Origin of the sequence: Streptomyces canus (assembly GCF_030815415.1) — a bacterium.
Lineage (GTDB): Bacteria > Actinomycetota > Actinomycetes > Streptomycetales > Streptomycetaceae > Streptomyces > Streptomyces canus_F.
This window is the reverse complement of sequence record NZ_JAUSWW010000001.1, coordinates 6,477,582-6,502,003: the sequence shown is the minus strand read 5'-3', so window position 1 is coordinate 6,502,003 and position 24,422 is coordinate 6,477,582. Positions and strand designations below refer to the sequence as shown.

The window sequence follows — 24,422 nt, the reverse complement described above, 5'->3', positions numbered from 1 at the left end:
CATGACCCAAGTACTGGACCGGCCGGCGGAGTTGAAGACCCCGGCCTCCCCCGCCGAACGCACGGCCCGCCGCAAGGCCTTCCTGGAATGGATCGCGATCCACTCCCTCGGCATCGCCGCGGCCCTGTTCTTCACGCTCCCCTTCGTGTTCGTCTTCCTGACCTCGCTCATGAGCGACGACCAGGCCCTGAGCCGGGACCTCATCCCGCACACCTGGGAGTGGGCCAACTACCGCAAGGTCTTCGACACCCCGGGCTTTCTGACCTGGTGGAAGAACACGCTCCTCTACGCCGGGCTCGGCACCGTCCTCGTGGTCGTGTCGTCGGTCCCGGTGGCGTACGCGCTCGCCAAGTTCCGCTTCCGGGGCCGCAGCCTCTCCCTGATGCTGGTGATCTCGATGATGATGCTGCCGCCGCAGGTGGTCGTCATCCCGATGTATCTGTTCTGGGCGAAGCAGCTGGACCTCTCCGGCACCCTGTGGCCGATGATCATCCCGCTGGCCTTCGGGGACGCCTTCTCGATCTTCCTGCTGCGCCAGTTCCTGATGACGATCCCCAACGAGTACCTGGACGCGGCGAAGGTGGACGGCTGCGGGGACCTGCGCACCCTGCTGAAGGTCGTCCTGCCCATGGCGAAGCCGGGTATCGCCGCGGTGGCCCTCTTCCAGTTCTTCAACGCCTGGAACGACTACTTCGGCCCCCAGATCTACGCCTCGGAGAACCCGGGCGCCTGGACGCTGAGTTACGGCCTGGAGTCCTTCAAGGGCGCCCACCACACCGACTGGAACCTGACCATGGCCGCGACCGTGCTGGTCATGGCCCCCGTGATCCTCGTGTTCTTCTTCGCCCAGAAGGCGTTCGTGGAGGGTGTCACGCTCACCGGAGTAAAGGGCTGAACGCATGCTGCGTCTCCCCGGGGGACAACCCCCGGACCCCCGGCCGATCAAGACCATCCCCGGCGCCCGAAAGCGAGTGTCCCTCCAGTGAAACTCACCGTGGTCGGCGGAGGCTCGACCTATACACCCGAACTCATCGACGGCTTCGCCCGGTTGAGGGACACCCTCCCCATCGGGGAACTGGTCCTGGTCGACCCGTCGGCGGACCGTCTGGAGCTGGTGGGCGCCCTGGCCCGCCGTATCTTCGCCCGGCAGGGCCACCCGGGCCGGATCGTGACGACCTCCGACCTCGACGCGGGCGTGGACGGCGCCGACGCGGTGCTCCTCCAGCTCCGCGTCGGCGGCCAGGCGGCCCGTGAACAGGACGAGACCTGGCCGCTGGAGTGCGGCTGCGTGGGCCAGGAGACCACCGGCGCGGGCGGCCTCGCCAAGGCGCTGCGCACGGTCCCGGTCGTCCTGGACATCGCGGAACGGGTCCGCCGTACGAACCCGAACGCCTGGATCATCGACTTCACCAACCCGGTGGGCATCGTCACCCGGGCCCTTCTCCAGGCCGGCCACAAGGCGGTGGGTCTGTGCAACGTGGCGATCGGCTTCCAGCGCAAGTTCGCGGCCCTGCTCGACGTGGCACCGCCGGAGATCTTCCTCGACCACGTGGGCCTCAACCACCTCACCTGGGAGACGGGCGTACGCCTGGGCGGCCCCGAGGGCAAGGACGTACTGCCCGACCTGCTGACCGGTCACGGCGAGGCGATCGCGACCGATCTGCGGCTGCCCCGCGCGCTCCTCGACCGCCTGGGCGTGGTCCCGTCGTACTACCTGCGCTACTTCTACGCACACGACGAGGTCGTACGCGAACTGCGGACCAAGCCCTCCCGGGCGGCCGAAGTGGCCGCGATGGAAAAAGAGCTGCTCCGGCTGTACGCCGACCCGGGGCTGGACGAGAAACCGGAGCTCCTCTCCCGGCGGGGCGGCGCCTTCTACTCGGAGGCGGCGGTGGACCTGGCGGCAGGCCTGCTCACCGGCACCGGAAGCCCGTACCAGGTGGTGAACACCTACAACCACGGCACGCTGCCCTTCCTCCCCGACGACGCGGTGATCGAGGTGCAGGCGGCGATGGGCCGGACCGGCCCGACCCCGCTGCCGGTCCAGACCGTGGACCCCCTCTTCGCGGGCCTGACGGCGGCGGTGACGGCCTACGAGAACCTGGCCCTGGAGGCGGCGCTGCGCGGCGGCCGCGACCGTGTCTTCCGCGCCCTGCTCTCCCACCCCCTGATCGGCCAGTACGCGTACGCGGAAGAACTCACCGACCGACTGATCGCACACAACCGGGAGCATCTCGCGTGGGCATGACCGCACGTGTCCTCGCCATAGACGCGGGCAACAGCAAGACCGACGTCGCGGTCGTGACGGCCGAGGGAACCGTCCTGGCCACCGCGCGCGGCGGGGGCTTCCGGCCACCGGCGGTGGGGGTGCGGGCCGCGGTGGACGCACTCGCCGGAGCGGTGGCCGAGGCCTTCGCGGCGGCCGGGATCACCTCGGTGGACCATGTCTCGGCCTGTCTGGCCAACGCCGACTTCCCGGTCGAGGAGGAGCAGTTGGCCGCGGCCCTGCACGCGCGCGCGTGGGGAACGACGGTGGAGGTCCGCAACGACACCTTCGCCATCCTGCGGGCCGGTGTCACCGAACCCCGCGGTGTGGCGGTCGTCTGCGGCGCCGGCATCAACTGCGTGGGCATGCGCCCCGACGGCCGCACCGCCCGTTTCCCCGCGCTGGGCCGTATCTCCGGCGACTGGGGCGGCGGCTGGGGTCTGGCCGAGGAGGCCCTGTGGCACGCGGCGCGGGCGGAGGACGGCCGAGGGGAGCCGACGGCCCTCTCCCGCACCCTGCCGTCCCACTTCGGCCACGACACCATGCTCGCCCTCATCGAGGCCCTGCACCTGGAGCACATCGAACCGGCCCGCCGCCACGAACTGACCCCGGTCCTGTTCGGCACGGCGGCGGACGGGGACCCGGTGGCCCGCGCCCTGGTGGAGCGTCTCGCGCAGGAGGTGGCGACGATGGCCACGGTGGCCCTGACCCGCCTGGACCTGCTGGCGGAGGAGACCCCGGTACTGCTGGGCGGAGGCATCCTGGCGGCACGCCATCCCCAACTGGACGACGGCATACGGGACCTGCTGGCCGCCCGCGCCCCCAAGGCCGTACCGCAGGTGGTGACGGCGAGCCCGGTGCTGGGAGCGGCCCTGCTCGGCCTGGACGGGCTGGGGGCGACCATGGCGGCACAGACCCGGGTGCGGAGGTACTACGACGCCTGAAGCACCCTGACACCGCCCCCGAAACCCGAACCTGGAACCGAACAGATCCCCCCCGCGTGTGAATGGGCAGGGGGTGGTGCGGGGCGCCGAGCAATGCCGGAAACCCGCGCACCGCACTGCAATCCGATCAAGATCCAGTGAAGGCCGGTGCGGATGTCGGTCCCGGCAGCGATACTTGCCGCGACGGATGACCATGGGGGAGGTCAACAGTGACACACCCGCCGAAAAGCAGCGCGGCACCACCACCGGTACCAGGCATGCCCACCATGCCCGCGGTACCACCACAACCGACGTATTCCAACGGCTCACCGGGCGGCGGCTCCCCCATACCCGCCCCACCGCCGGAGCCCCGTCGCACCGCGTTCGCCGAGGGCGTCGACCGGCTGCGCGCCGCGGCCACCACCGAACCCGGCCGGCTGCGGATCATCGGCGCTTTCCTCGCCGCCCTCGTGGTGGCCTTCGGCGCGGTCACCGCCTGGCAGATGACGGACCGCGCGGCGGCCGCCGACGACGTCCTGAACAAGAGCCAGCCGCTCAGCAGCGCCGCCGCAGACATCTACCGCAGCCTCGCCGACGCCAACACCACCGCCTCCGGCAACTTCCTGGCGGGCGGCCAGGAGTCGGCCGCGTCCCGCGACCGCTACGAGAAGGACATCGACCGGGCCGCGGCCGGCCTCGTCAAGGCCGCCGCGAACTCCGACCCCGGTTCCGCCGCCGCCGCGACCGTCTCCGAGCTCAACCGTCTGCTGCCGCAGTACAAGGGCTATGTGGAGCGCGCGCGGACCAACAACCGCCAGGGCTTTCCCGTCGGCGGCGCCTGGCTGCGCTTCGCCAACGAGACGATGCAGAACGACATGCTCCCGGCGGCCGAGGACCTGTACAAGAAGGAGAACCAGCGGCTGCGCGCCGACTACGCCGACGCGACGCCCTACCCCTGGGCCGCGATCGGTCTCGGCGTCCTCGCCCTGGCCGCGCTCGCCTGGGCCCAGCACCGCAACTACCAGCGCACCAACCGCCTCATGAACCACGGTCTGGTGGCCGCGACGGCCACCGCGACGGTCGTCATGCTGTGGCTCGTCGTGGGCCACAGCGTCGCGCGCGCGGACCTGAACGACTCCTACGACCACGGTGTCCGCTCGCTCAACGTGCTGCACGACGCCCGCATCGCCTCTCTCAAGGCGCGCGGCAACGAGAACCTGACCCTGGTGGCCCGCGGCGCCGAGACGAAGATGGTCAAGGACGCCAACGGCAAAGACGTGAGCGTGGACGCCTACGACTACGACTTCGACACCGACATGAAGACCCTCGGCAAGGGCCTGGCGGAGGCGGCGAAGCTCGCCGACGACGGCTCCGGCAAGAAGCCGGTCACGGCCGCCCAGGGCAACATGACGGTGTGGAAGGAGCGGCACGCCGCGGCCCGTGAACAGGACGAGTTCGGCAACTACGACGAGGCCCTGAACCTGGTCATCGGCGCCAAGGGCGCGACCGGCGAGTGCTTCGACAGCGTCGACGACAACCTCGCCGGCGCGCTCGAGCACGAGGAGGCCGAGTTCGCGCAGGCGGCCGGCGACGGCCGGGGCGCGATGACGGGGCTCCCGGTGGGCGCCGCCGTCCTCGCCGTCCTGGGCGCGGCCGGCGCGGTCCTCGGCATCGGCCGCAGGCTGTCGGAGTACCGGTGAGAGGGGGCAAGCCGATGCGAGCACCGCACGCACCGAAGGCACGGCGTACACGACGTGGGCGAGCACTGCGGACCGGTCTGAAGGGCTGGGGCGGGGTCGCCGCGATGGCGGTCGTCTGCGCCCTCGCGGTCGCCTTCGTCCTGCTGCTGCCGCTGACGCAGTCGTCCGGCGAGGGCGAGAGCACCGGCGGCCCGGGCGTGGCCCACGGCGTCCAGGCGAGGGCCGAGGACGATCCCTGCCTGGACCCGCAGATCAAGAAGGCCCCGGAGAAGCAGACCCTGTCCCCGTCGAGCGCGGACGGCGACACCATCAAGAAGATCAAGGCCCGCGAGGGCGAGAAGCGCAAGCTGATCGTCGGCGTCGACCAGAACAGCTACCGCTGGGGCTACCGCGACCCCAACAACGACGAGGGCGGCAACACGCTGGAGGGCTTCGACATCGACCTGGTGCACCGGATCGCCCAGGAGATCCTCGGCGACCCGAACGCCGTGCAGTTCAAGGCGATCCCCACCAACCAGCGCATCCCGGCGATCCAGTCGGGCCGGGTCGACATGGTGGTCCGCACGATGACCATCAACTGCAGCCGGATGGCCGACGTGGCCTTCTCCGCCCCGTACTTCAAGACGGGCCAGCAGGTCCTCGCGCCCAAGTCCTCGCCGATCACCGGCCCCGACGGCTCTCTCGCCGACAAGAAGGTGTGCACGGCGGCGAGTTCGACGGCCAACTCCGAGCTGAAGGCGCGCCAGAAGGCCGGCAAGCTCCCCAAGACCACCGACATCACCTCCACCGTCGTCCCCAACCAACTCGACTGCCTGGTGCGGATCCAGCTCGGTGAGGTCGACGCCGTGGTCACCGACGGCGCGCTCGCCGCGAGCCAGGCCGCGCAGGACCCGACGGTCGAGCTCAAGGGCGACGCCCCCTTCACCACCGAGTACTACGGCGTGGCGATGAAGCTCGACGCCGACGATCTGGTACGCCGGGTCAACCAGATCCTGGTGGACTACCGCAAGGACACCGCGAACGGCTGGCAGGCGTCGTACGACAAGTGGCTGTCGGCGACACTGGGAACGGACTCGGCGAAGTCCGAGCCCCCGGCTCCGGAATACCTGCGCAAGAGCTGACGCGGAGCGAACCCCCCACAACGCGAACCCAACCCCGACAACGCAGCAGCGAGAGGTGATCGATGGGCGTCACGGGACCCCCCGGGCCGGTGATGGACCGGGACGAGGTGGACCGTGCGCTGGCGCGGCTCGGCGCGGAGTACGAGGCGATCGAGACCTCACTCCTCGCCCTGCAGGACCACTCGGGCCGCAGACTGCTCGAGGGCGCCGCGCTCACGGGTGTCACCAAGGAGCGCTGGACGTCCGCGGAGGCGTCGATCACGCTGCTGTGGGCGTACTTCGACGCGTACACGGACGCGTTGCGCAGCGCCCGGGAGATCAGGTCCCGCCGTCGCTGGTCCAGCCAGGGCGATCTGGCGGAGCTGACGGAGCTGCTGCGCGGCGAGTCGGTCACGGTGGCCGGCAGCGCCACGGCGACGGCCAACGCGCCGACGCTGCACGGCAATTCGGGCAAGCTGAGCGAGCAGTTCAGCCTGGTCACCCTCGTCGACCGGATGAACGAGCTGTACGCGACGAGCCTCGACATGGTCGTCGCCGCCGACGCGGTGTGGTCGGCGCTGCCCGCGCGCATAGATCTACTGGCCGCGGAGCTCCAGCGCACCCGCAAGCTCGCGCACTCCGTCGGCGTCCGCCCGGGCGAGCACCCGGCCGGCGACGACCTGGAGCGCATCACGCGCACGCTGACGCATCTGCGGGAGCAGGTGGTGTCGGACCCGCTGGCGTACTGGCTGCCGGCACAGGGGAGTTCGGCACCGGGCGGCGGCCGGCCCGACACCACGGTGTACGACCGGGAGGCACGCGCCCTGGAGGACGTGCGCCGGGAGATCGACGCGGTGCTGACGGTCCGCCAGGACGCCGAGCAGCGCCTGGTCAGGCTGCGTGACGTGCTGTCCCGCGCGGACCGTACGCTCGCCGAGGCCCGCATCGCGCGCGGCGAGGTGCTGGCGAAGATCGCCGCCACGGAGGTGCCCGTCGTCAGCGGGCCGCCGACCGCGCTGCAGGAGCAGCTGGCGACGGCCGCCGAGTACCGCAGACAGGCCCAGTGGCACCGCCTCTCGCCGCTCCTGGAGTCCCTGGAGCAGAAGGCGGAGGACGAACTGCTGCGTGCCCGCGAGTCGTTGAGCGCGGTCACCCAGCCTTTGGCGGTCCGCGCGGAGCTGCGCGGCCGCCTCGACGCGTACAAGGCGAAGGTCGCCCGGCACGGCCTCGCCGAGGATCCGTTCCTCATCGAGCGGTACGACGCGGCGCGCCGCATGCTGTGGAGCGCGCCCTGCGATCTGCGCGTCGCCGAACAGGCCGTCCTGCGCTACCAGCAGGCGGCCGCCGACCTGTTCCGCAGCCCGCGGGTGCCGGAGCAGAGCGGGCCCGAGGACCGTAGGGGGGAGGCCCAGTCATGAGTGAGGCACAGCAGACCTGTCAGCGGCCCGGCTGCGGCGGATCGTACGAGGACGTGGGCGGTGGCGAACTGTACTGCGACACCTGCGGTCTGGCACCGGTGGTGTCGTCGAAGGGCATGGTGGGTTCCCCGCCGACCGGTATCACCGGCGGCGGCAAAAGCTCCCGTGGTTCGGCCAGCAGCAGTTCGCGCGCCAGCAGCCGTACCAGTTCCCGTACGTCGTCGCAGTCGTCGAAGTCCCGGCGCTCGGTGTCGGGACGCCTCTCGCGCGCCCTGTCGGGCCGTACGACGGGCCGCTCGGTGTCGGTGCGCAGCTCCGGGTCCAGCACCAACACCAGCGCCCGCGGCCGGCTCGGCGTGGGTCTGGTCCAGGTCCCGGACGTGCCGCGGCCCGACCCGCGCGCGATGGTCCAGGAGAACCCGGAGGTCCCCGAGCGCAAGCGGTTCTGCTCCCGCTCGGACTGCGGGGCGCAGGTGGGCCGCTCCCGCGGGGACCGCCCCGGCCGCACCGAGGGCTTCTGCACGAAGTGCGGGAACCCGTACTCCTTCATCCCGAAGCTCAACGCCGGTGACATCGTGCACGGCCAGTACGAGGTCGTGGGCTGTCTGGCGCACGGCGGTCTGGGCTGGGTCTATCTCGCGGTGGACCGCGCGGTGTCCGACCGCTGGGTGGTGCTGAAGGGCCTGCTGGACACCGGCGACCAGGACGCGATGGCCGCCGCCATCTCCGAGCGGCGCTTCCTCGCGGAGATCGAGCACTCCAACATCGTGCGGATCTACAACTTCGTCGAGCACCTCGACCAGCGCACCGGCTCGCTCGACGGCTACATCGTCATGGAGTACGTCGGCGGCAAGTCGCTCAAGGAGATCGCCAACGACCGCCGCACCCCCACCGGCAAGCGCGACCCGCTGCCGGTGGAGCAGGCCTGCGCGTACGGCATCGAGGCCCTGGAGGCCCTCGGTCATCTGCACAGCCGCAATCTGCTGTACTGCGACTTCAAGGTCGACAACGCCATCCAGACCGAGGACCAGCTCAAGCTCATCGACATGGGCGCGGTGCGCAGGATGGACGACGACGAGTCGGCCATCTACGGCACGGTGGGCTACCAGGCACCGGAGGTCGCGGAGGTCGGCCCTTCGGTCGCCTCCGACCTGTACACGGTGGCGCGGACGCTGGCGGTCCTGGCCTTCGACTTCCAGGGCTACACGAACGTCTTCGTGGACTCGCTGCCGGACCCCGACAACATCGAGGTCTTCCGTCAGTACGAGTCGTTCTACCGGCTGCTGGTCCGCGCGACCGACCCGGACCCGGCCCGCCGGTTCGCCTCCGCGCAGGAGATGGCCGAGCAGCTGACGGGCGTGCTGCGGGAGGTCGTGTCCCTCCAGACGGGGCGCGCCCGGCCCGCGCTGTCGACGCTGTTCGGTCCCGAACTGCGGGTGACGGACACGGAGTTGTTCCCGAAGCTGGACGGCGAGGTGTCCCGGCTGGGGGCGCGGGTGGTCGTCACCCGCCGCCGTTCGTCTTCTCCCCTTCCGCAGCTGTCGGCCGGCGGCGGGGTCGTCGTCCCGGCGCTCGGCAGCACCGAGTCCCTCGTCAAGACTGTGGGGACACCGGCCGCGGCCCTGGCCCTGCCTGTTCCCCGGGTCGACCCCGCCGATCCCAACGCCGGGTTCCTCGCCGGGCTCATGGCCACCGCGGCCGCCGAGCTGCTGGGGGCACTCGCCGCCGCACCCGCGCCCTCCGTCGAGACCCGGCTGCGGCAGATCCGGGCGTGGCTGGAGAACGGGGACGCCCACACCGCGCTGGAGGCCCTGCGGCGGCTGGAGGAGGAGCGGCCCGACGACTGGCGGGTGGTCTGGTACCGCGGAGTCGCCTCGCTCGTCACCGGCGATCACGAGGCCGCCGCGCTCGCCTTCGACGCGATCTACGACGCCTTCCCGGGCGAGCCCGCGCCGAAGCTGGCGCTCGGCCTGTGCGCGGAGGTGCTGGGACAGCTCGACAACGCGGCCGAGTACTACCGTCTCGTGTGGTCGACCGACCCCAGCTATGTCAGCGCCGCCTTCGGTCTGGCCCGCGTCCAGCTCGCGAGCGGGGACCGCACCGGCGCCGTACGGACACTGGAGTCGGTCCCGGAGTCGTCCATCCACTACACGGCCGCCCGCGTGGCCGCCGTACGGGCGCGACTGCGCGGACGCACGGCGGCCGCCGGTGACGTACCGTTCCTGGACGACCTGACCGCGGCCGCGGGGCAGGTCGAGGCGCTGGACGCGTACGGGCTGGATCCGGCGCGCCGGGAGCAGTTGTCCGCGGAAGTCCTCGGCTCCGCGCTGGACTGGATACTCTCCGGTGGTCAGGGCGCCGCACCGTCCGCACGCCGGGTACTGCTCGGCAGCGAACTGGACGAGCGGGGACTCCGCTTCGGACTGGAGCGTTCGTACCGCACGCTGGCCCGGCTGGCCCGAGGCGGCGAGGAGAGGATCGACCTGGTGGAACGTGCCAATCGTTACCGCCCCCGGACGTGGGTGTAGTTGATGTCGCAGATGCCCCAGCCGATCGCCCTGTCGAGGTGCCCGAGCTGCGAGGAACCCCTCGAGTCGGGGGACCGTTTCTGTGGTGCGTGCGGATACGACCTGTCCGCCGTGCCCGCCCCGCCGGACGACGAGCCGACGCTCGTCGTCAACGGCTCGGGTCCGGCCGAGGGGGTCCCCTGGCCGGTCGCCCCCGAGCCGGCCGGTTCCGACACCCCGCCGGCCACCCATCTGCCGACGGACCTGGCGGGCACCGACTCCGGCGGCCGTGAGCTGCCGGCCGTGCCCGCGGCGGGCGCCCATGAGCCCCCGCCCACCGGTTCCCCGGTCTCCCCCGTCACCGGCGTGCGCTTCGACCGCCCGCCGGAGCCGGACGAGTACCCGCTCCAGGCACCCGACCCACGCGTCGCCCAGGAGACGCCGACCCCCGCGGAGGGCGTCAAGGTGTGTGTCGCCTGCCGTGCGGGGCGCGTCGACCACGACGGCTACTGCGAGAACTGCGGCCACGCCCAGCCACGCGAACGCGACCACATGGAGCAGGAGTCCGGCCCGATCGCGGCCGTCAGTGACCGGGGCCTGCGCCACCACCGCAACGAGGACGCGTTCGCCATCGGCAACGCGACCCTGCCCGACGGCCGGTCCGCCGCCATGGCGATCGTCTGCGACGGCGTCTCCTCGGCGACCCGCCCCGACGACGCCTCCCTGGCCGCGTCCCGCGCGGCGAGCGAGTCGCTGCTCGCCGCCCTGCCGCTCGGCACGCACCCGCAGCAGGCCATGCACGACGCGATCGTCGCCGCCTCGCGCGCGGTCAACTCGCTGGCCGCGGAACCGGCCACGGCGCGGGAGCACGCCCCGCACCAGAACGCCCCGGCCTGCACGATCGTCGGCGCGATCGTGACGTCCGGGCTGCTGGTCGTCGGCTGGGTCGGCGACAGCCGCGCCTACTGGGTCCCGGTCGACCGCAGCTCGCTGCCGGCCCGGCTCACCGAGGACGACTCGTGGGCCGCGCAGATGGTCGCCGCGGGTCTGATGAACGAGGCGGAGGCCTACGCCGACGAGCGGGCCCACGCGATCACCGGCTGGCTCGGCGCGGACGCGTACGAACTGGAGCCGCACACCGCTTCCTTCAAGCCGGACCGTGCGGGTGTAGTGGTGGTGTGCACCGACGGACTGTGGAACTACGCCGAGGCGGCGCAGGAGATGGCCGAGGCCGTACCGCTCGACGCGGCGGTGCGTCCGCTGCACAGCGCACAGGTGCTCGTCGGTCACGCTCTGGACGGCGGGGGCCACGACAACGTAACAGTGGCCGTCGTGCCGTTCCCCGCCCCGCCGCAGGGGGCAGGATCGGCCTGAGGCCGATTTCGGGGACGTCTCAGCGGACCGGAGGGGACCGGTCCGCACACAGTCATCACCTCACGACAACCGTGGGGTCTGCGAGGGGGATTCAGCAGGCATGGCCAATTTCTCGAAGTCCAACGTGCCGCAGTTCTCGATGGACGTGTACCAGAACGAGTACCTGCCGGAAGGCGCCCGCGAGGTCAACGGCATCGTCACGGTGACCGCGACCGGTGGCGGCACGATCGGCAGCGCCGTCGCGGTACCGCATCTGTTCACACCGGGGCAGGGACCGGATGCGGCCGTGGCGATCATGGTCGACTGTTCGGGGTCGATGGACTATCCGCCGACCAAGATGCGCAACGCCCGGGACGCCACCGCCGCCGCCATCGACACCCTGCGCGACGGGGTGCACTTCGCGGTGATCGACGGCACCCACGTGGCCAGGGAGGTGTACCCGGGCGGGGGCCGGCTCGCGGTCGCCGACAGCACCACCCGTGACCAGGCCAAGCAGGCCCTGCGCAAGCTCAGCGCGGGCGGCGGCACCGCCATCGGCACCTGGCTGCGGCTCGCCGACCGGCTGCTGTCCTCGGCGGACGTCACCATCCGTCACGGCATCCTGCTCACCGACGGCCGCAACGAACACGAGTCGGCGCAGGACCTCAAAGCCTCCCTCGACGCCTGCGCCGGACGCTTCACCTGTGACGCCCGTGGCGTGGGCACCGACTGGGAAGTGAGTGAAGTCACAGGGATCGCCTCGGCCCTGCTCGGCACGGCGGACATCGTTGCCGACCCGGCCGGTCTCGCCGCCGACTTCACACAGATGATGGAGACGGCCATGGGCAAGGAGGTCGCGGACGTCTCCCTGCGGGTGTGGACACCGGTCGGCACCACCATCAAGTTCGTCAAGCAGGTCGCTCCCACGGTCGTGGAGCTGACCGACCGGCGCACCGAGGCCGGCCCCCGCGCCGGGGACTATCCCACCGGTTCCTGGGGAGACGAGTCCCGTGACTACCACCTCTGCGTGGAGGTCCCGGCCGCCGCCCTCGGCCAGGAGATGCTGGCCGCCCGGGTCTCCCTGGTCGTCCCCCAACCCGACGGCTCCGCCCAGAACTTGGGCGCGCAGGGTCTGGTACGGGCCGTGTGGACCGACGACATGGTCGCCTCGACGTCGATCAACCCACAGGTCGCCCACTACACCGGCCAGGCCGAACTGGCACAAGTCATCCAACAAGGCCTCGATCTTCGCAAAGCGGGCGATATGGATGGAGCAACGGCCAAACTGGGCCGGGCCGTTCAGCTCGCGAGCGCCTCGGGGAACGCCGATACTGCGAAACTGCTTGCGAAGGTGGTGGACGTGGTCGATGCCGCGACAGGTACTGTGCGGTTGAAGGCGAAGGTCGCGGAAGCGGACGAGATGACTCTCGAGACCCGGTCCACAAAGACTGTTCGTGTAAAGAAGTGACCTAGCAGGACCCTGGTAGGACAGAGAAGGAGAGGGGGACGCGCCGACATGCCGACCTGCCCTAACGGACACCAGTCGGGTTCCGACGACTGGTGCGAGGTCTGCGGTCACCGCATGGCTGGTGCCGTACCTCCGCCCCCTCCCCCGCCGCCGCCCGGTGGTGGTTACGGCTTCCCGCCGCCGGGTCAGCCCGGTGGGCGCCCGCCGCATCTGTCCGCCGTCCCGGACCATGAGCCGGAGCTCTGCCCGCAGTGCCGTACGCCCCGTGAGGGCGGTGCGCCGTTCTGCGAGGAGTGCCGGTGGAACTTCCTGACGAACACGGCCACCTCGTACACCCCGGCCGCCCCGCGCCCGCCGGCCCCCGGCCCGGGCGTCCGCTTCCAGGGACCGCCGCAGGGTTCGTCGTACGGCGCCGGTGACTCGTACGAGTACCAGGGCTCCCGCCCGTCCCAGATGAACCGCCCCGCCGAACCGATCCCGCCCTTCGGCAACGACCCCTCCGGCCCGCCCGGAGGCCCGCCCCCGCCCCCCGGCCCGAACGGCCCCGGAGGCTTCGGCGGACCCGGCGGCCCGGGCAACCAGGGCGGTCCGGGTAACCAGGGCGGTCCGGGTAACCAGGGCGGTCCGGGTAACCAGGGCGGCTTCGGCGGCCCCGGCGGTCCGGGCGGCTTCGGCGGACCCAACGGACCCGGTGGCCCCGGCAACCAGGGTGGCTTCGAGGGCCCCGGTGGACCAGGCAGCACCAACGCTCCCGGCGGTTACAACGGTCCCGGTGGTCCCGGTCGGCCCGGCGGCTACGACGGCCCTGGCGGACCCGGTGGCCCCGGTGGCCCCGGTGGCCAGGGTGGCTTCGACGGCCCCAACTCTCCCGGCGGCTTCGGTGGTCCCGGTGCTCCTGGCGGCCCCGGCCGTCAGGGCGGTTACGACGGTCCCGGTCGCCCCGGTGGGCCCGGCGGCTACGACGGCCCTGGTGGACCCGGCGGACCCGGTCGGCCCGGCGGTCCCGGCGGCCAAGGCGCCCCCTCCGCCTTCGGCGGCGACCCCTCGCGCCCGGTGCCTCCGCCTCCGGGACCGACGCCGCCCGCCGGCCCCGGTGCGACCGGCGGCGCCCCCTCGGCCTTCCAGCAGCCGCCCGGTCCCGGCGGTCCCGGTGGCTTCGGCGGCGGTGACGACGACTGGGTGATCTCCCCGCCGTCCTCCACCGCGCCCAACGGTCCCGGCGGCGGCTACGGCTACCCGCAGCCCGGCTCCACCCAGCCCCCGCCCGGACCCGGTCCCGGCTACCCGCAGCAGCCCGCGACCTGGTCGGCGACGATCGGTCCGGACCGCGAGTACTTCATGGCGATGATGCAGCGCTCCGGCCCCGAGGCCGCGGGGCTCAACCTGCCCGCATACTCGCCCGAGCAGCAGCGCACCCTCACCGGCAACCAGATCACCATCGGCCGCCGCCGGCACTCCACCGGCGACACCCCCGACATCGATCTGTCGGTGCCGCCGGAGGACCCGGGCGTCTCGCACCAGCACGCCGTGCTGGTCCAGCAGCCCGACGGCACCTGGGCGGTCGTCGACCAGAACTCGACGAACGGCACCACGGTCAACGGCGCGGAGGAGCCCATCCAGCCCTTCGTCCCGGTCCCGCTCCAGGACGGCGACCGCGTACACGTGGGCGCCTGGACGACCATCACGGTCCGCCGCGGATAGTCACGACGACCAGGGGCCCGGCGCACCACGCGCCGGGCCCCTTGGCCATGTCGGCTACGAGCGGCCCCGCCCACTCCCGCCCGCCGCTTCCACCCCGCCAACCACCCTCACCGCATCGACGCCCCTCGCCACGTCAGCCCCCAAGCGGCCACGCGTACGGTCCCTCCCGATCATCGAGCCCCGCCCACTCCCGCCCACCACCGCACCGGACCGCCGCCTCCGCCCCGCGGCCGCCCTCACCGCATCGACGCCCCTCGCCACGTCAGCCCCCAAGCGGCCACGCGTACGGTCCCTCCGGGTCGTCCAGCCACGCCCACTCGCGGCCGTCGCTCACCGTGATCCCGTAGCGCTCGCGCTGCGGACACCCCTCGCGCTCCCACAACTGGTAGGCCTCCTGCGGATCGAGGCTGCCCCGGCTCAGTTCCAGCAGGAAGCGGAACAGCTCGTTCTCCCGGGCCCGGGACGGCACCCCGCCGAGCCGGGCGGGCTCCGACTCCGGGCGCCCTTCGCCCCGCAGCGGCACGAAGTAGGCGGGCGTGTGCAGGAAGCGGCCCTCGGCGTGCCCCGCGTCCCGGACGGTCAGCGCGATCAGGCCGGTGGCGAGGGGGGCGAGGATCCGGGCACCGGGGGCGCACTGGGCGAGCCAGGCCCGCGGGACCGAGGCCAGGGTGCAGGTCGCGATGATCCGGTCGAAGGGGGCCCGCTCGGGCACCCCGCGCGCACCGTCGCCGGTGACGACGAGCGGGCGGTACCCGGCGGCGGCCAGGTGCTGCCGCGCCGCCTCGGTGATCTCCGGCTCCAGGTCGATGGTCGTGACGAGGGCGTCGTCGCCGAGCCGGTGCGCGATCAGGGCCGCGTTGTACCCCGTACCCGCACCGATCTCCAGGACCCTGGCACCGTCCTCGACCTCCAGTGCCGCCAGCATCATCGCCATCAGCGAGGGCTGGCTGCTGGAGGAGACCAGCTCGCCGTCCCGCATCCGGGTGGCCAGCGGGGCGTCGGCGTAGGCGCCGCGCACCCAGCGTTCGCGCGTGCGCGGGTCGGGGCTCTCGCCCCACCGGCGCTCGTAGCCGCCCTTGACGCCGACGTAGTAGTACGGCACGAACAGATGCCGCGGCACCGCCACGAAGGCGTCCCGCCACACCGGGTCGTCCGCCCAGGCCCCGCTCGCCTCGATGCGGTGCACCAGCGCGGCCCGCTCCTCGGCGGCGACGACGTCCAGGTCCCTGTGGAGAGCATGCGCACCCATATGTCCACTGTCCTGCGGGACCGCGGCCGAAGCGAGCACCACGGCCCACCGATCCGGAATCACCCCCTCCCGGCCAGAGGTCCTAAGCCCCAAGTCCTGGTTCCCCCGTCTGAGACCATGGACCCGTGAAAGAGATTCCGCGCGGCACGCTTCAGGAGCAGACCTTCTACGAGCAGGTCGGCGGCGAAGAGACCTTCCGCCGCCTCGTCCACCGTTTCTACGAGGGTGTGGCCGAGGACCCGATACTCAAGCCCATGTACCCCGAGGAGGACCTGGGCCCGGCCGAGGAGCGCCTGGCGCTGTTCCTCATGCAGTACTGGGGCGGTCCGACGACGTACAGCGAGAACCGCGGCCACCCCCGGCTGCGGATGCGGCACGCCCCGTTCCAGGTGGACCGTGCGGCGCACGACGCCTGGCTGAAGCACATGCGGGTCGCCGTCGACGAGCTCGGTCTGTCCGAGGAGCACGAGCACACGCTGTGGAACTACCTGACGTATGCCGCGGCCTCGATGGTGAACACCGCGAGCTGACCGGCTGAGTCCCGGATTCCGGTCGTTCGACGCCGGATTCCGATCACGATCCGGTCAAGCCCGGTCCACAACCGCTTACCCGCCCCCACTGTCCTCTGACAACATCGCCGGGAGGTCTGGACAACACGGCGGGGGGCCGGGTCGGAGTGACGGGGTTCGGGGGATTCGCGCGGTTCGTCCTCCTGCGGGCGCGAGCACACCGTCCGCTGCTCGCCGCCGCACTGCTGGCCGTCCTGCTGACCACGGCGGTCCTGGCGACCCTCACCGCCTACTCGGGCGCGATCGGCGACGCGGCCCTGCGCCACTCCCTGACCGACACCCGCAACGCCGCCGACACCGCGCTCGTCGTCAAGGCCGACGTCCCCGCCGAGGAGCGTACGGCCGCCGACACCGCCGTACGCGAAGGGGCGCGGAAGACCTTCGACGGGCTGCCGGTGACCGTGCACAAGCTCATGCGGTCGGGCCCGTACGCGCTGCCCCGCTCGCTCCGGCCCGCAGCCGAGCGGTCCGAGGACCCGGATCTCACGCACTTCGCGGCACTGGACAGATCGCAGGTACGGATCACCGAGGGCCGGATGCCCTCCGCCGTGGACGAGGTGGCCTTCCCGGAGAGCGCCGCCCGGCTGATGAAGCTGAAGCCCGGCACCCGCCTCACCCTCGTCGACCGCCTGGACGGCCCGGACGTGCGGATCACGGTCGTCGGCCTGTACCGGCCGGCCCGCACGGACGCCCCGTACTGGCAGCTCCTCGACGACCTGCACGGCCGCGGCGTCAACAAGCTCGACTTCACAACGTACGGCCCCCTGCTCGCCGCTCCCGACGCGCTGGCCGACGGCCGGGTGAGCGCCGGGGCGTCGGCCTGGCTGGCGACCGCCGACTTCTCGACGCTGACGACCGGGCGGATCGACGCGCTGCGCGAGGCGGCGCTCGGCGGCAGCGCGGCGATGCGCGGGAAGTCCGCGCTGAGCGGCACGACGGCCGCGAACACCCAACTGCCCGCCGTCCTCGACCGCGTCGACCGCGCCCTGCTCGTCTCACGCTCCACCCTGCTGATCGTCGCCCTCCAGCTGGGGCTGCTCGCGGGCTGTGCCCTGCTTCTGGTGGCCCGGCTGCTCAGCTCCCAACGCGCGGGCGAGACCCGGCTGCTCAGGGCGCGCGGCGCCTCCCGGCCCCGGGTCGCGGGCCTGGCCGCCACCGAGGCGCTGCTGCTCGCGGTGCCCGCGGTGACGCTCGCGCCCCTGCTGGCCGGACCGCTGACCCGGCTGCTCGCCGGGCAGGGCGCGCTGGCCCGGATCGGGCTGCGTCTCGATGTGCCGGCCGCCGGGCGGATCGGGGTGTGGCTGGTCGCGGCCGGTGTGGCGCTGGGCTGCGCCCTGGCGGTGACCCTGCCCGCGCTGACGTCCTCCTTCGCGACCGGCCGGGCCCGCGCGCTGCCGGGCGCGCTGCGCTCGGGCGCGGACATCGGACTGCTGGTGATCGCCGGGGTCGCGTACTGGCAGCTCAGCGGAGAGACCACCGGTGCCGTCACGGGCGACAGCTCGGGCGCCCTCGGCGTGGACCCGCTGCTGGTCGCCGCCCCCGCCCTGGCGCTCCTCGCCGGTACGGTCATCACTCTGCGTCTGCTGCCGCCGCTGGCCCGTCTCGCCGAACGCCGGGCGGCCGCCGGGCGGGGTCTGGCCACGGCCCTCGCGGGCTGGCAGATCGGGCGCCGTCCGGGGCGCGGTGCGGGTCCGGTGCTGCTGCTGGTCCTCGCCGTCGCGCTCGGCATGCTGGCGATCGCCCAGGGCGCCTCCTGGGACCGCTCGCAGGACGACCAGGCCGACTTCCGGGCGGGGGTGCCGGTGCGGGTACTGGCCAACGGGCAGGACGACCTCGGCCGCACCGACGAGTACGCGGCCGTCGACCACGTACGACAGGCGGCTCCCGCCGTCCGCACGGAACTGCCGCTGTCCGGCAACCGCACGGCGGCGGTGCTGGCCCTGGACACCGCGCACGCCGCGGACACCGTGCTGATGCGCCGGGACCTGGCCGCCGAGCCGGTACGCCCGCTGCTCACCGGACTCGGTCCGAAGGGCGCGACGGCGGGCGCGAGGATACCGGCGGGCACGTACCGGCTGCGGCTGACGGCGACCCTGCGCGGCGCCACCGCGGACACGACCGCCGATGTGACGGTGACGCTGGAGGACCGCTACGGCACCCCCTACCGGGTTCCGGCGGGCACGCTCGCCGGGGACGGCCGCCCGCACACCCTCGAACTTGCGGTCCCCGCAGGCCCGTTGACGCTCACGGACGTCCAGCTGGTCCAGCCCCTGCCCATCGGCCGGGCGCAGCAACAGCGCCTGATCCTTGGCGAGTTGTCGGCCGTACGGTCGGACTCGTCGGTACGACGGCTTCAGTTGCCGTCCGACTGGACGGTGCGCTCCCTCGCCGACGGGATCGTCGAGAACGCGGACGGCAGCAATCTCCCCACCAAGCCGCGCGTGACCGGGTCCAGGCCGCCGACGGCCGCGTACGGCACCGGTTACATTCCGGCCGACAACCCTTATGTCATCGCCTCGTTGACCGTCCGCCTCCAGGTCGCGCAACCCGCGCAGCCGCAGATCACGGCGGTCGCCACCGACCGCTTCCTCGCCTCGGCGGGCGCCGCGACGGGGCAGCGCGTCGATGTGACGTTCGGCGGGCGGACCCTGCCCGTGCGGATCGTGGCGTCCGTGGCGGCGCTGCCGACGACGGTGAACGACGGCGGGGCCCTGCTGGTCGATCTGCGGTCCGTGAACCGGGTGCTGGAGGCGCGGTACGGCGAGAGCGTCACCCCGACGGAGTGGTGGCTGCGGACGGACCGGCCCGCGGAGGTGGCGTCCGCGTTGCGGGACCGTACGGACATGGACCCCGCGCAGGTCGTCGTACGGGACGAGATCGCCGAGGAGTTGCGCGACGACCCGTTCGGGGCGGGTCCCGAGGCGGCTTTCACCGCGGCGGCGGGAGTGGCGGCGGCGCTGGCCGCGCTCGGGTTCGCGGTGAGCGCGGCGGGCTCCCTGCGGGAGCGGGACCCGGAGTTCGCGGTACTGCGCGCGCTGGGCGCCCCGCGGCGCGGGCTGGCCCGCACGATCGCCCTGGAGCAGGGCGTCCTGGTGACGCTGGCCCTGTCGGTGGGGGCGGTGCTCGGGACGGTACTGGCGCGGGCGGTGATCCCTCTGGTCGTCCTGACCACCGAGGCGACGCGGCCGGTGCCGGAGGTGCTGGTCGAGCTGCCGGTTCCGCAGGTCGTGGTGCTGCTGGGGGCGGTGGCGGTGCTGCCGCTGGTGGTGACGGGGGTGTTGGCGTTGCGGCGGGCGAATCCGGTGGTGGCACTGAGGGAACAGGGTGGTGAGTGAGGTGAGGTCCAGGTCTGTCGTGGCCCCGTGGATCCGCACCCGGCTGCGCGCCGCCCCCGGTGCGGCACTCGCCCTCGCCGTGATGGTGGCGCTCACCGCGTGCCTCGCCGCGGCCTTCCCGCGCGCGGTCGACCGGTACGAGGACGCGGGCCTGCACCGGGCCGTCGAGCGGGCGGGCCCCGACCGGACGGCCGTGCAGCTGTACGCGCAGCCCGAGTACGGCATCATCTCGGAGCACGACGTCCTCCCGGCGACGCTGGCCGACCAGTACGCGAAGATCCTCGCCACGGTCCGACGGCCCGTCGTCGCCGACCGCGGCCAGTCGACGTACGGCGTGCGCACCGCCAACAGCATGGAGGTGCCGGAGCCCTGGATCCCGCAGCCCACCGGTACGCCCGCGCAGGTCGCCCTGGTCGCCCAGCACGGCCTCGCCGACCACGTCCGCTCGGTCACCGGCCGGCTGCCGCGCGCGTCGGACCCGGTGACCGCGTCGACGCCCGAGGTGGAGGGGGCGGTCAGCGCGGCGACGGCCAGGAGCCTGCACATCGAGGTGGGTTCGAGGATCCACGTACCCGGCGAGGGCCGCGGCCCGCTGGTCGTCCGCATCACCGGCATCGTCACCCCGAGCGACCCCGCGGGCGGCTACTGGTCGACCCACCCCGTCCTGCACCGCCCCTCCCTGGTCCCCGTCCCCGGGGCGAACGCCGAGAAGTACTGGCTCGGCGCCCTGCTGCTCGCCCCCGAGGCGGCCCCCGCGCTGCTGGGCACACCCGGAACCCCTTGGCGGTACTGGCAGTTGGCGCCCGCCACGGACGCCCTGCACGCCCGCGACACCGAGCGTCTGAAGTCCGCGGTGGCGTCCCTGGAGGCCGGTCCGGCACTCCAGAAGATCCGTGAGGCGACCGGCCCGCTCACGGACGCGGACACCGACCTCGACGAGATCCTGACCGCCTACGACCGGCTGCGGGAGGGCGTCACCCCGCTGGTCGCCGTCGCCGCGGTCGGCGCGGGCACGGTGGCCGCCGTCGTCCTGCTGATGGCGGGCGGCCTGGCGGCCGACCGCCGCCGCACCGAACTCGCCCTGCTGCGGGCCCGCGGCGCGTCCCTGCGCGGTCTGGCGGGTCGGCTGTTCGCGGAGACGGCGACGGTGGCCGTCCCGGCCGGTGCCCTGGGCCTGACCGCGGCCCTGCTGCTGCTCCCCGGGGGCCGCCGGACGTACGCGTTCGCGGCGGCCGCCGCCGTCACGGCCGCCGCCTGCGCCGCGCTGCCGCTGCGCGCGGTGGTCGCCCATCGGGTCGTACGGATCCACACCGGCCGCGAGGACGTGGTGACGGCCCGGCCGTCCCGCCGCCGCACGGTCGCCGAACTGACCCTGCTCGTGCTGGCCCTGGCCGCGGTGGAGACCCTGCGCCGACGCGGCTCCGAGGGCGCTGAACTGTCGTATGTCGCCCCGGTGTTGACGGGAGTGATCGCGGCCCTGGCCCTGGTCCGCCTCTATCCGCTCCCCCTGCGCCGCCTGGCCCGCCCCGCCGGCCGCCTGCGCGGGGTGGTCGCCCATCTGTCCCTGGCCCGCGCGGGCCGTACCTCCGCCTCCGCGGTCCTGCCCCTCCTCGCCCTGCTCACCGCCCTGACGACGGCGGCCTTCGGCGGCTCGGTCCTGAGCGGCGTGAACGGGGCCCGCGACGACGCGGCGCTCCTCGCCATCGGCGCGGACGCCCGCGTGGACGCCGACGAGCCCCTGCCCGCCGCCCTGCCCGACCGGGTCCGCCGTACACCGGGCGTGCGGGACGTGACGGCGGTGAGCATCGCGTACGACGCCCAGCTCGCGGGCGGCCGGCAGTCGGCGCCGCTGGTGGGCGTGGACCCGGCCGGATACGCGGCACTCACCGCCCGGACGGGCCTGGGGTCCTTCGAGAAGGGCGAGTTGATGAAGGCGCGGGGGGCGGGGAAGGCACGGGAGGCGCTGACCGCGGTGGCCTCCCCGACGGTGGCCGCCACGTACGGCACCCGCCCCATCCCCGTACGGCTCCAGGACGGCACCACCTTCACCGTCCGCATCACGACGGTCCGGGACCGCACTCCGGCGGTGTCCGGCACGGAGTTCCTGGTCGTGAACCGGGCGGAACTGCCCGCCTCGGCGGCCCTCCCGACGGCACTGCTGCTGACCGGCGCGCAGGTGGACGCGACGGCCCTGCGCAAGGTGACGGGCACGGCGGGCCACGTGCAGCTGAGGTCGGAGGAGCGAGCCCGGTACGTCGGCTCCCCCCTCCAGTCGGGTGCCGAGGACATCTACACGGCCGCGGTCGCGGCGGGCGCGGGCTACGCGGTCCTGGCCCTGCTGCTCTCCCTCCTCCGCGCGGCCCCCGAACGCACCGCGCTGCTGGCCCGCCTCCGCACGATGGGCCTCACCCGCGCCCAGGGCCGCCGCCTCCTGATCCTGGAGTCCCTGCCCCAGGCGGTACTGGCCGCGGTGGGCGGCGCGTTGACGGGCTGGGCGACGGTGGCCCTGCTCTCCCCGGGCATCGACCTGACGACGATCGCCCTGGCTTCCGCACCGTCGTCGGCGGGCCGGGCCGAGTTGAGCACGTCCGCCCTGTCCCTGGCGATCCCGGCGGCCTCGGTGGTGCTGGTGACGGTCGGAGTGGCGGGGATACAGGCGTGGTGGTCGGGGAGACGGGGGTCGGTGGGGGAGCTGAGGGCGGGGGATGCGAGATGAACCGCCGGAGATACCCGCCCCGCCTCACCCCGGCCTACGACCCGAGGAGCCCCCAGTGACCACGAACCCCACCCTCGCGGACCTGACCACCCGCGCCGCCACGGCCCGCAACGCCCCCACCTACGGCCACGACGCCCTTATCACCTGCGACCGCCTGGTCCGCATCTTCACCACGGACGGCATAGAGGTCCAGGCCCTCCAAGGCCTGGACCTCCTCGTCCGCGACGGTGAACTCATGGCCCTGGTAGGCGCGTCCGGCAGCGGCAAGTCCACCCTCATGAACATCCTCGCCGGCCTCGACACCCCCACCGCCGGCGCCGCCCGCGTGGCCGACCACGACCTCCTGGCGATGACCCCGAAGGACCGTCTCGCCTACCGCCGCAGGACCGTCGGCTTCGTCTGGCAGCAGACGGCCCGCAACCTTCTCCCCTATCTGACCGCCGCCCAGAACATCACCCTCCCGATGCAACTGGCCACGAGGACCACCCGCAAAGCCCGCAAGGCGCAGACCGAACGCGCCCTGGAACTCCTGGAGTTGCTGGACATCGCCGACTGCCGGGACCGCCACCCGAACCAGATGTCCGGCGGTCAGCAGCAACGCGTGGCGATAGCCGTGGCCCTCGCCAACTCCCCCGCCGTCCTGCTCGCCGACGAACCCACCGGCGAACTCGACTCGCACACCGCGGAACAGATCTTCGCCGCGTTCCGCACCGCCAACGAACACCTCGGCACCACGATCGTCATCGTCACCCACGACCAGGCGGTGGCGAGCGAGGTCCGGCGCACGGTGGCCATCCGCGACGGCCGCACCTCCACGGAGGTCCTGCGCCGCAGCGAGGTGGACGCGACCACGGGCCACGAGACGGTCGTGGCGCGCGAGTACGCCATGCTGGACCGGGCCGGCCGCCTCCAGCTCCCCGCCGAGTACACGGAGACCCTGGGCATGCGCGACCGAGTGGCCCTGGAACTGGAACCGGACCACATCGGCGTATGGCCGGACGACAGCGACCGCGCCTGACCGTTGGTTCTACGACGCTCAGCGCACGCTGACGTCCAGCGCCCCGAGTCCCGCCCGCCGTACGGCGATGGACCCATAGGGCGTACGAAGCCGCAGCCACGCACCGGAGGAGAGCAGCGCCAACTCCCCGGCGGCGCGCAGGAACCCGAAGGACTGCGCCGCGTGCACGGCCCGCACCGGAAGATGCGTGTCCCCGACCGTCCGGGACCAGATCTCCCGTCCGATCCGGTCGAGTTCGGGGCGCGTACGCCGCTCTTCCGCCAACTCCCCCGTACGGGCCCGGAATTCGGCGACCCCCGCACCGACCATCGCCCGCAGCGCCTCGGACGCGGGCAACCCCGGCACCGGCCGCCACCCGCCCCGAGGCGGCAGCACCCCGGCCCACGGCGGCCCGGTGACCGCCCGCGGCACGAGGGCCGTCGCACCCGTCTCATCAACGGACTCGAGCAGCTCCCCGGCGGACACGGTCACATCGAGCGTGACGTCCAGCCCGTTCTCGTACGGCTTCGCCAGCCGCACCGCGCGGATCGCCAGTACGTCGAAGGACGGCGGGCGCCCGAAGACGGCGAGCGCGGTACCGGCCGCCTGGAGACGCACCGCGGCTCCACGGTCGTAGTGGAGCAGCCTGGAGAGGAAGGCCGCGAGATCCGCCGCCTCCCCCTCGTCGGCGAGGTGGAGCACCGTCATGCGGCGACGGCCTCCTCCTCGTCGTCATCCCGGTACTCCTCCAGGAACTCCCGCTCCTCGGAGGTGATCCGACGCGGCCGCTGCGTCTCGAAGTCGAACGGCACGATGACCGTCGAGGCGCGTACGTAGATCTCGGCGCCGTCCTTCACCTCGTAGGAGATGGTGAAGGACGCCGCCCTGATCTCCGTGACCCACAGCTCGATGTCCACGGGGGTGTGCCGGTGGACGAGCTGCCGCTTGTAGTCGATCTCATGGCGCGCCACCACGGACCCCTGCTTGAAGTCCTTCTCCGGGCGGAACAGGAAGTCGATACGGGCTTCCTCCAGGTAGCGGAGGAAGACCACGTTGTTGACGTGGCCGTACGCGTCCATGTCCGCCCAGCGCAGCGGGCAGTGGTAGATGTGCCGCAAGA

Annotated in this window: 17 protein-coding genes; 14 read left to right on the top strand and 3 right to left on the bottom strand. The window is 72.9% G+C overall.

Features of this window, described 5'->3' with window-relative positions; translation table 11 throughout:
* Nucleotide 1: 1 nt before the first annotated feature.
* From QF037_RS30095 to QF037_RS30050, 10 genes are all read left to right on the top strand, one after another.
* Nucleotides 2-895, top strand: coding sequence for a carbohydrate ABC transporter permease (locus QF037_RS30095; RefSeq protein WP_307030526.1), 894 nt, complete (start codon nt 2-4; stop codon nt 893-895).
* 87 nt (nt 896-982) lie between these two features.
* Nucleotides 983-2,248 carry a 6-phospho-beta-glucosidase gene (locus tag QF037_RS30090; protein ID WP_307030524.1) on the top strand — a complete coding sequence of 422 codons (1,266 nt, stop codon included), beginning with the start codon at nt 983-985 and terminating at the stop codon, nt 2,246-2,248.
* Entirely contained in the window at nt 2,245-3,210 is a 966-nt protein-coding gene (locus QF037_RS30085; protein WP_373463835.1) for an N-acetylglucosamine kinase, read from the top strand. Before QF037_RS30090 ends, QF037_RS30085 begins: the two co-directional genes overlap by 4 nt.
* A 266-nt stretch (nt 3,211-3,476) precedes the next feature.
* Complete coding sequence (locus tag QF037_RS30080) at nt 3,477-4,889, top strand: hypothetical protein (protein ID WP_307037446.1); 1,413 nt, start codon at nt 3,477-3,479, stop codon at nt 4,887-4,889.
* 14 nt (nt 4,890-4,903) lie between these two features.
* On the top strand, nt 4,904-6,010 hold the full coding sequence (locus QF037_RS30075; protein ID WP_373463834.1) for a glutamate ABC transporter substrate-binding protein: 1,107 nt from the start codon (nt 4,904-4,906) through the stop codon (nt 6,008-6,010).
* Between the two features lie 62 nt (nt 6,011-6,072).
* Entirely contained in the window at nt 6,073-7,407 is a 1,335-nt protein-coding gene (locus QF037_RS30070; protein WP_307030520.1) for a hypothetical protein, read from the top strand.
* Complete coding sequence (locus tag QF037_RS30065) at nt 7,404-9,935, top strand: serine/threonine-protein kinase (RefSeq protein ID WP_307030517.1); 2,532 nt, start codon at nt 7,404-7,406, stop codon at nt 9,933-9,935. The genes QF037_RS30070 and QF037_RS30065 overlap by 4 nt, the downstream gene beginning before the upstream one ends.
* Nucleotides 9,936-11,288, top strand: a complete 1,353-nt coding sequence (locus tag QF037_RS30060; RefSeq protein ID WP_307030515.1) for a PP2C family serine/threonine-protein phosphatase — start codon at nt 9,936-9,938, stop codon at nt 11,286-11,288.
* Between the two features lie 100 nt (nt 11,289-11,388).
* Nucleotides 11,389-12,735 carry a vWA domain-containing protein gene (locus QF037_RS30055; RefSeq protein WP_307030513.1) on the top strand — a complete coding sequence of 449 codons (1,347 nt, stop codon included), beginning with the start codon at nt 11,389-11,391 and terminating at the stop codon, nt 12,733-12,735.
* 48 nt (nt 12,736-12,783) lie between these two features.
* The gene (locus QF037_RS30050; RefSeq protein WP_307030511.1) at nt 12,784-14,436 is read left to right on the top strand and encodes an FHA domain-containing protein; all 1,653 of its coding nucleotides are present in this window, start codon (nt 12,784-12,786) and stop codon (nt 14,434-14,436) included.
* 262 nt (nt 14,437-14,698) lie between these two features.
* Here the strand turns inward: QF037_RS30050 and QF037_RS30045 are convergent, their stop codons facing one another.
* The gene (locus tag QF037_RS30045; protein ID WP_307030509.1) at nt 14,699-15,685 is read right to left on the bottom strand and encodes a methyltransferase domain-containing protein; all 987 of its coding nucleotides are present in this window, start codon (nt 15,683-15,685) and stop codon (nt 14,699-14,701) included.
* Nucleotides 15,686-15,810: 125 nt separating this feature from the next.
* On the opposite strand from QF037_RS30045, the gene QF037_RS30040 reads away from it, so the two are divergent.
* The 4 genes from QF037_RS30040 to QF037_RS30025 all read left to right on the top strand — a co-directional run bounded on the left by QF037_RS30040 (nt 15,811) and on the right by QF037_RS30025 (nt 23,323).
* On the top strand, nt 15,811-16,215 hold the full coding sequence (locus QF037_RS30040; RefSeq protein ID WP_307030507.1) for a globin: 405 nt from the start codon (nt 15,811-15,813) through the stop codon (nt 16,213-16,215).
* A 146-nt stretch (nt 16,216-16,361) separates the two neighbouring features.
* Nucleotides 16,362-19,589: an ABC transporter permease gene (locus QF037_RS30035; RefSeq protein ID WP_307030505.1), complete on the top strand. Its 3,228-nt coding sequence runs from the start codon at nt 16,362-16,364 to the stop codon at nt 19,587-19,589.
* A 1-nt stretch (nt 19,590) separates the two neighbouring features.
* On the top strand, nt 19,591-22,305 hold the full coding sequence (locus QF037_RS30030; RefSeq protein ID WP_373463833.1) for an ABC transporter permease: 2,715 nt from the start codon (nt 19,591-19,593) through the stop codon (nt 22,303-22,305).
* Between the two features lie 55 nt (nt 22,306-22,360).
* Complete coding sequence (locus tag QF037_RS30025; RefSeq protein ID WP_307030503.1) at nt 22,361-23,323, top strand: ABC transporter ATP-binding protein; 963 nt, start codon at nt 22,361-22,363, stop codon at nt 23,321-23,323.
* 18 nt (nt 23,324-23,341) lie between these two features.
* On the opposite strand, the gene QF037_RS30020 is transcribed toward QF037_RS30025, so the two are convergent.
* Together QF037_RS30020 and QF037_RS30015 are read right to left on the bottom strand one after the other, a co-directional pair.
* Nucleotides 23,342-24,010 carry a hypothetical protein gene (locus QF037_RS30020; RefSeq protein ID WP_307030501.1) on the bottom strand — a complete coding sequence of 223 codons (669 nt, stop codon included), beginning with the start codon at nt 24,008-24,010 and terminating at the stop codon, nt 23,342-23,344.
* Nucleotides 24,007-24,420, bottom strand: a complete 414-nt coding sequence (locus QF037_RS30015) for an acyl-CoA thioesterase (protein ID WP_046263043.1) — start codon at nt 24,418-24,420, stop codon at nt 24,007-24,009. Before QF037_RS30015 ends, QF037_RS30020 begins: the two co-directional genes overlap by 4 nt.
* Nucleotides 24,421-24,422: the final 2 nt, after the last annotated feature.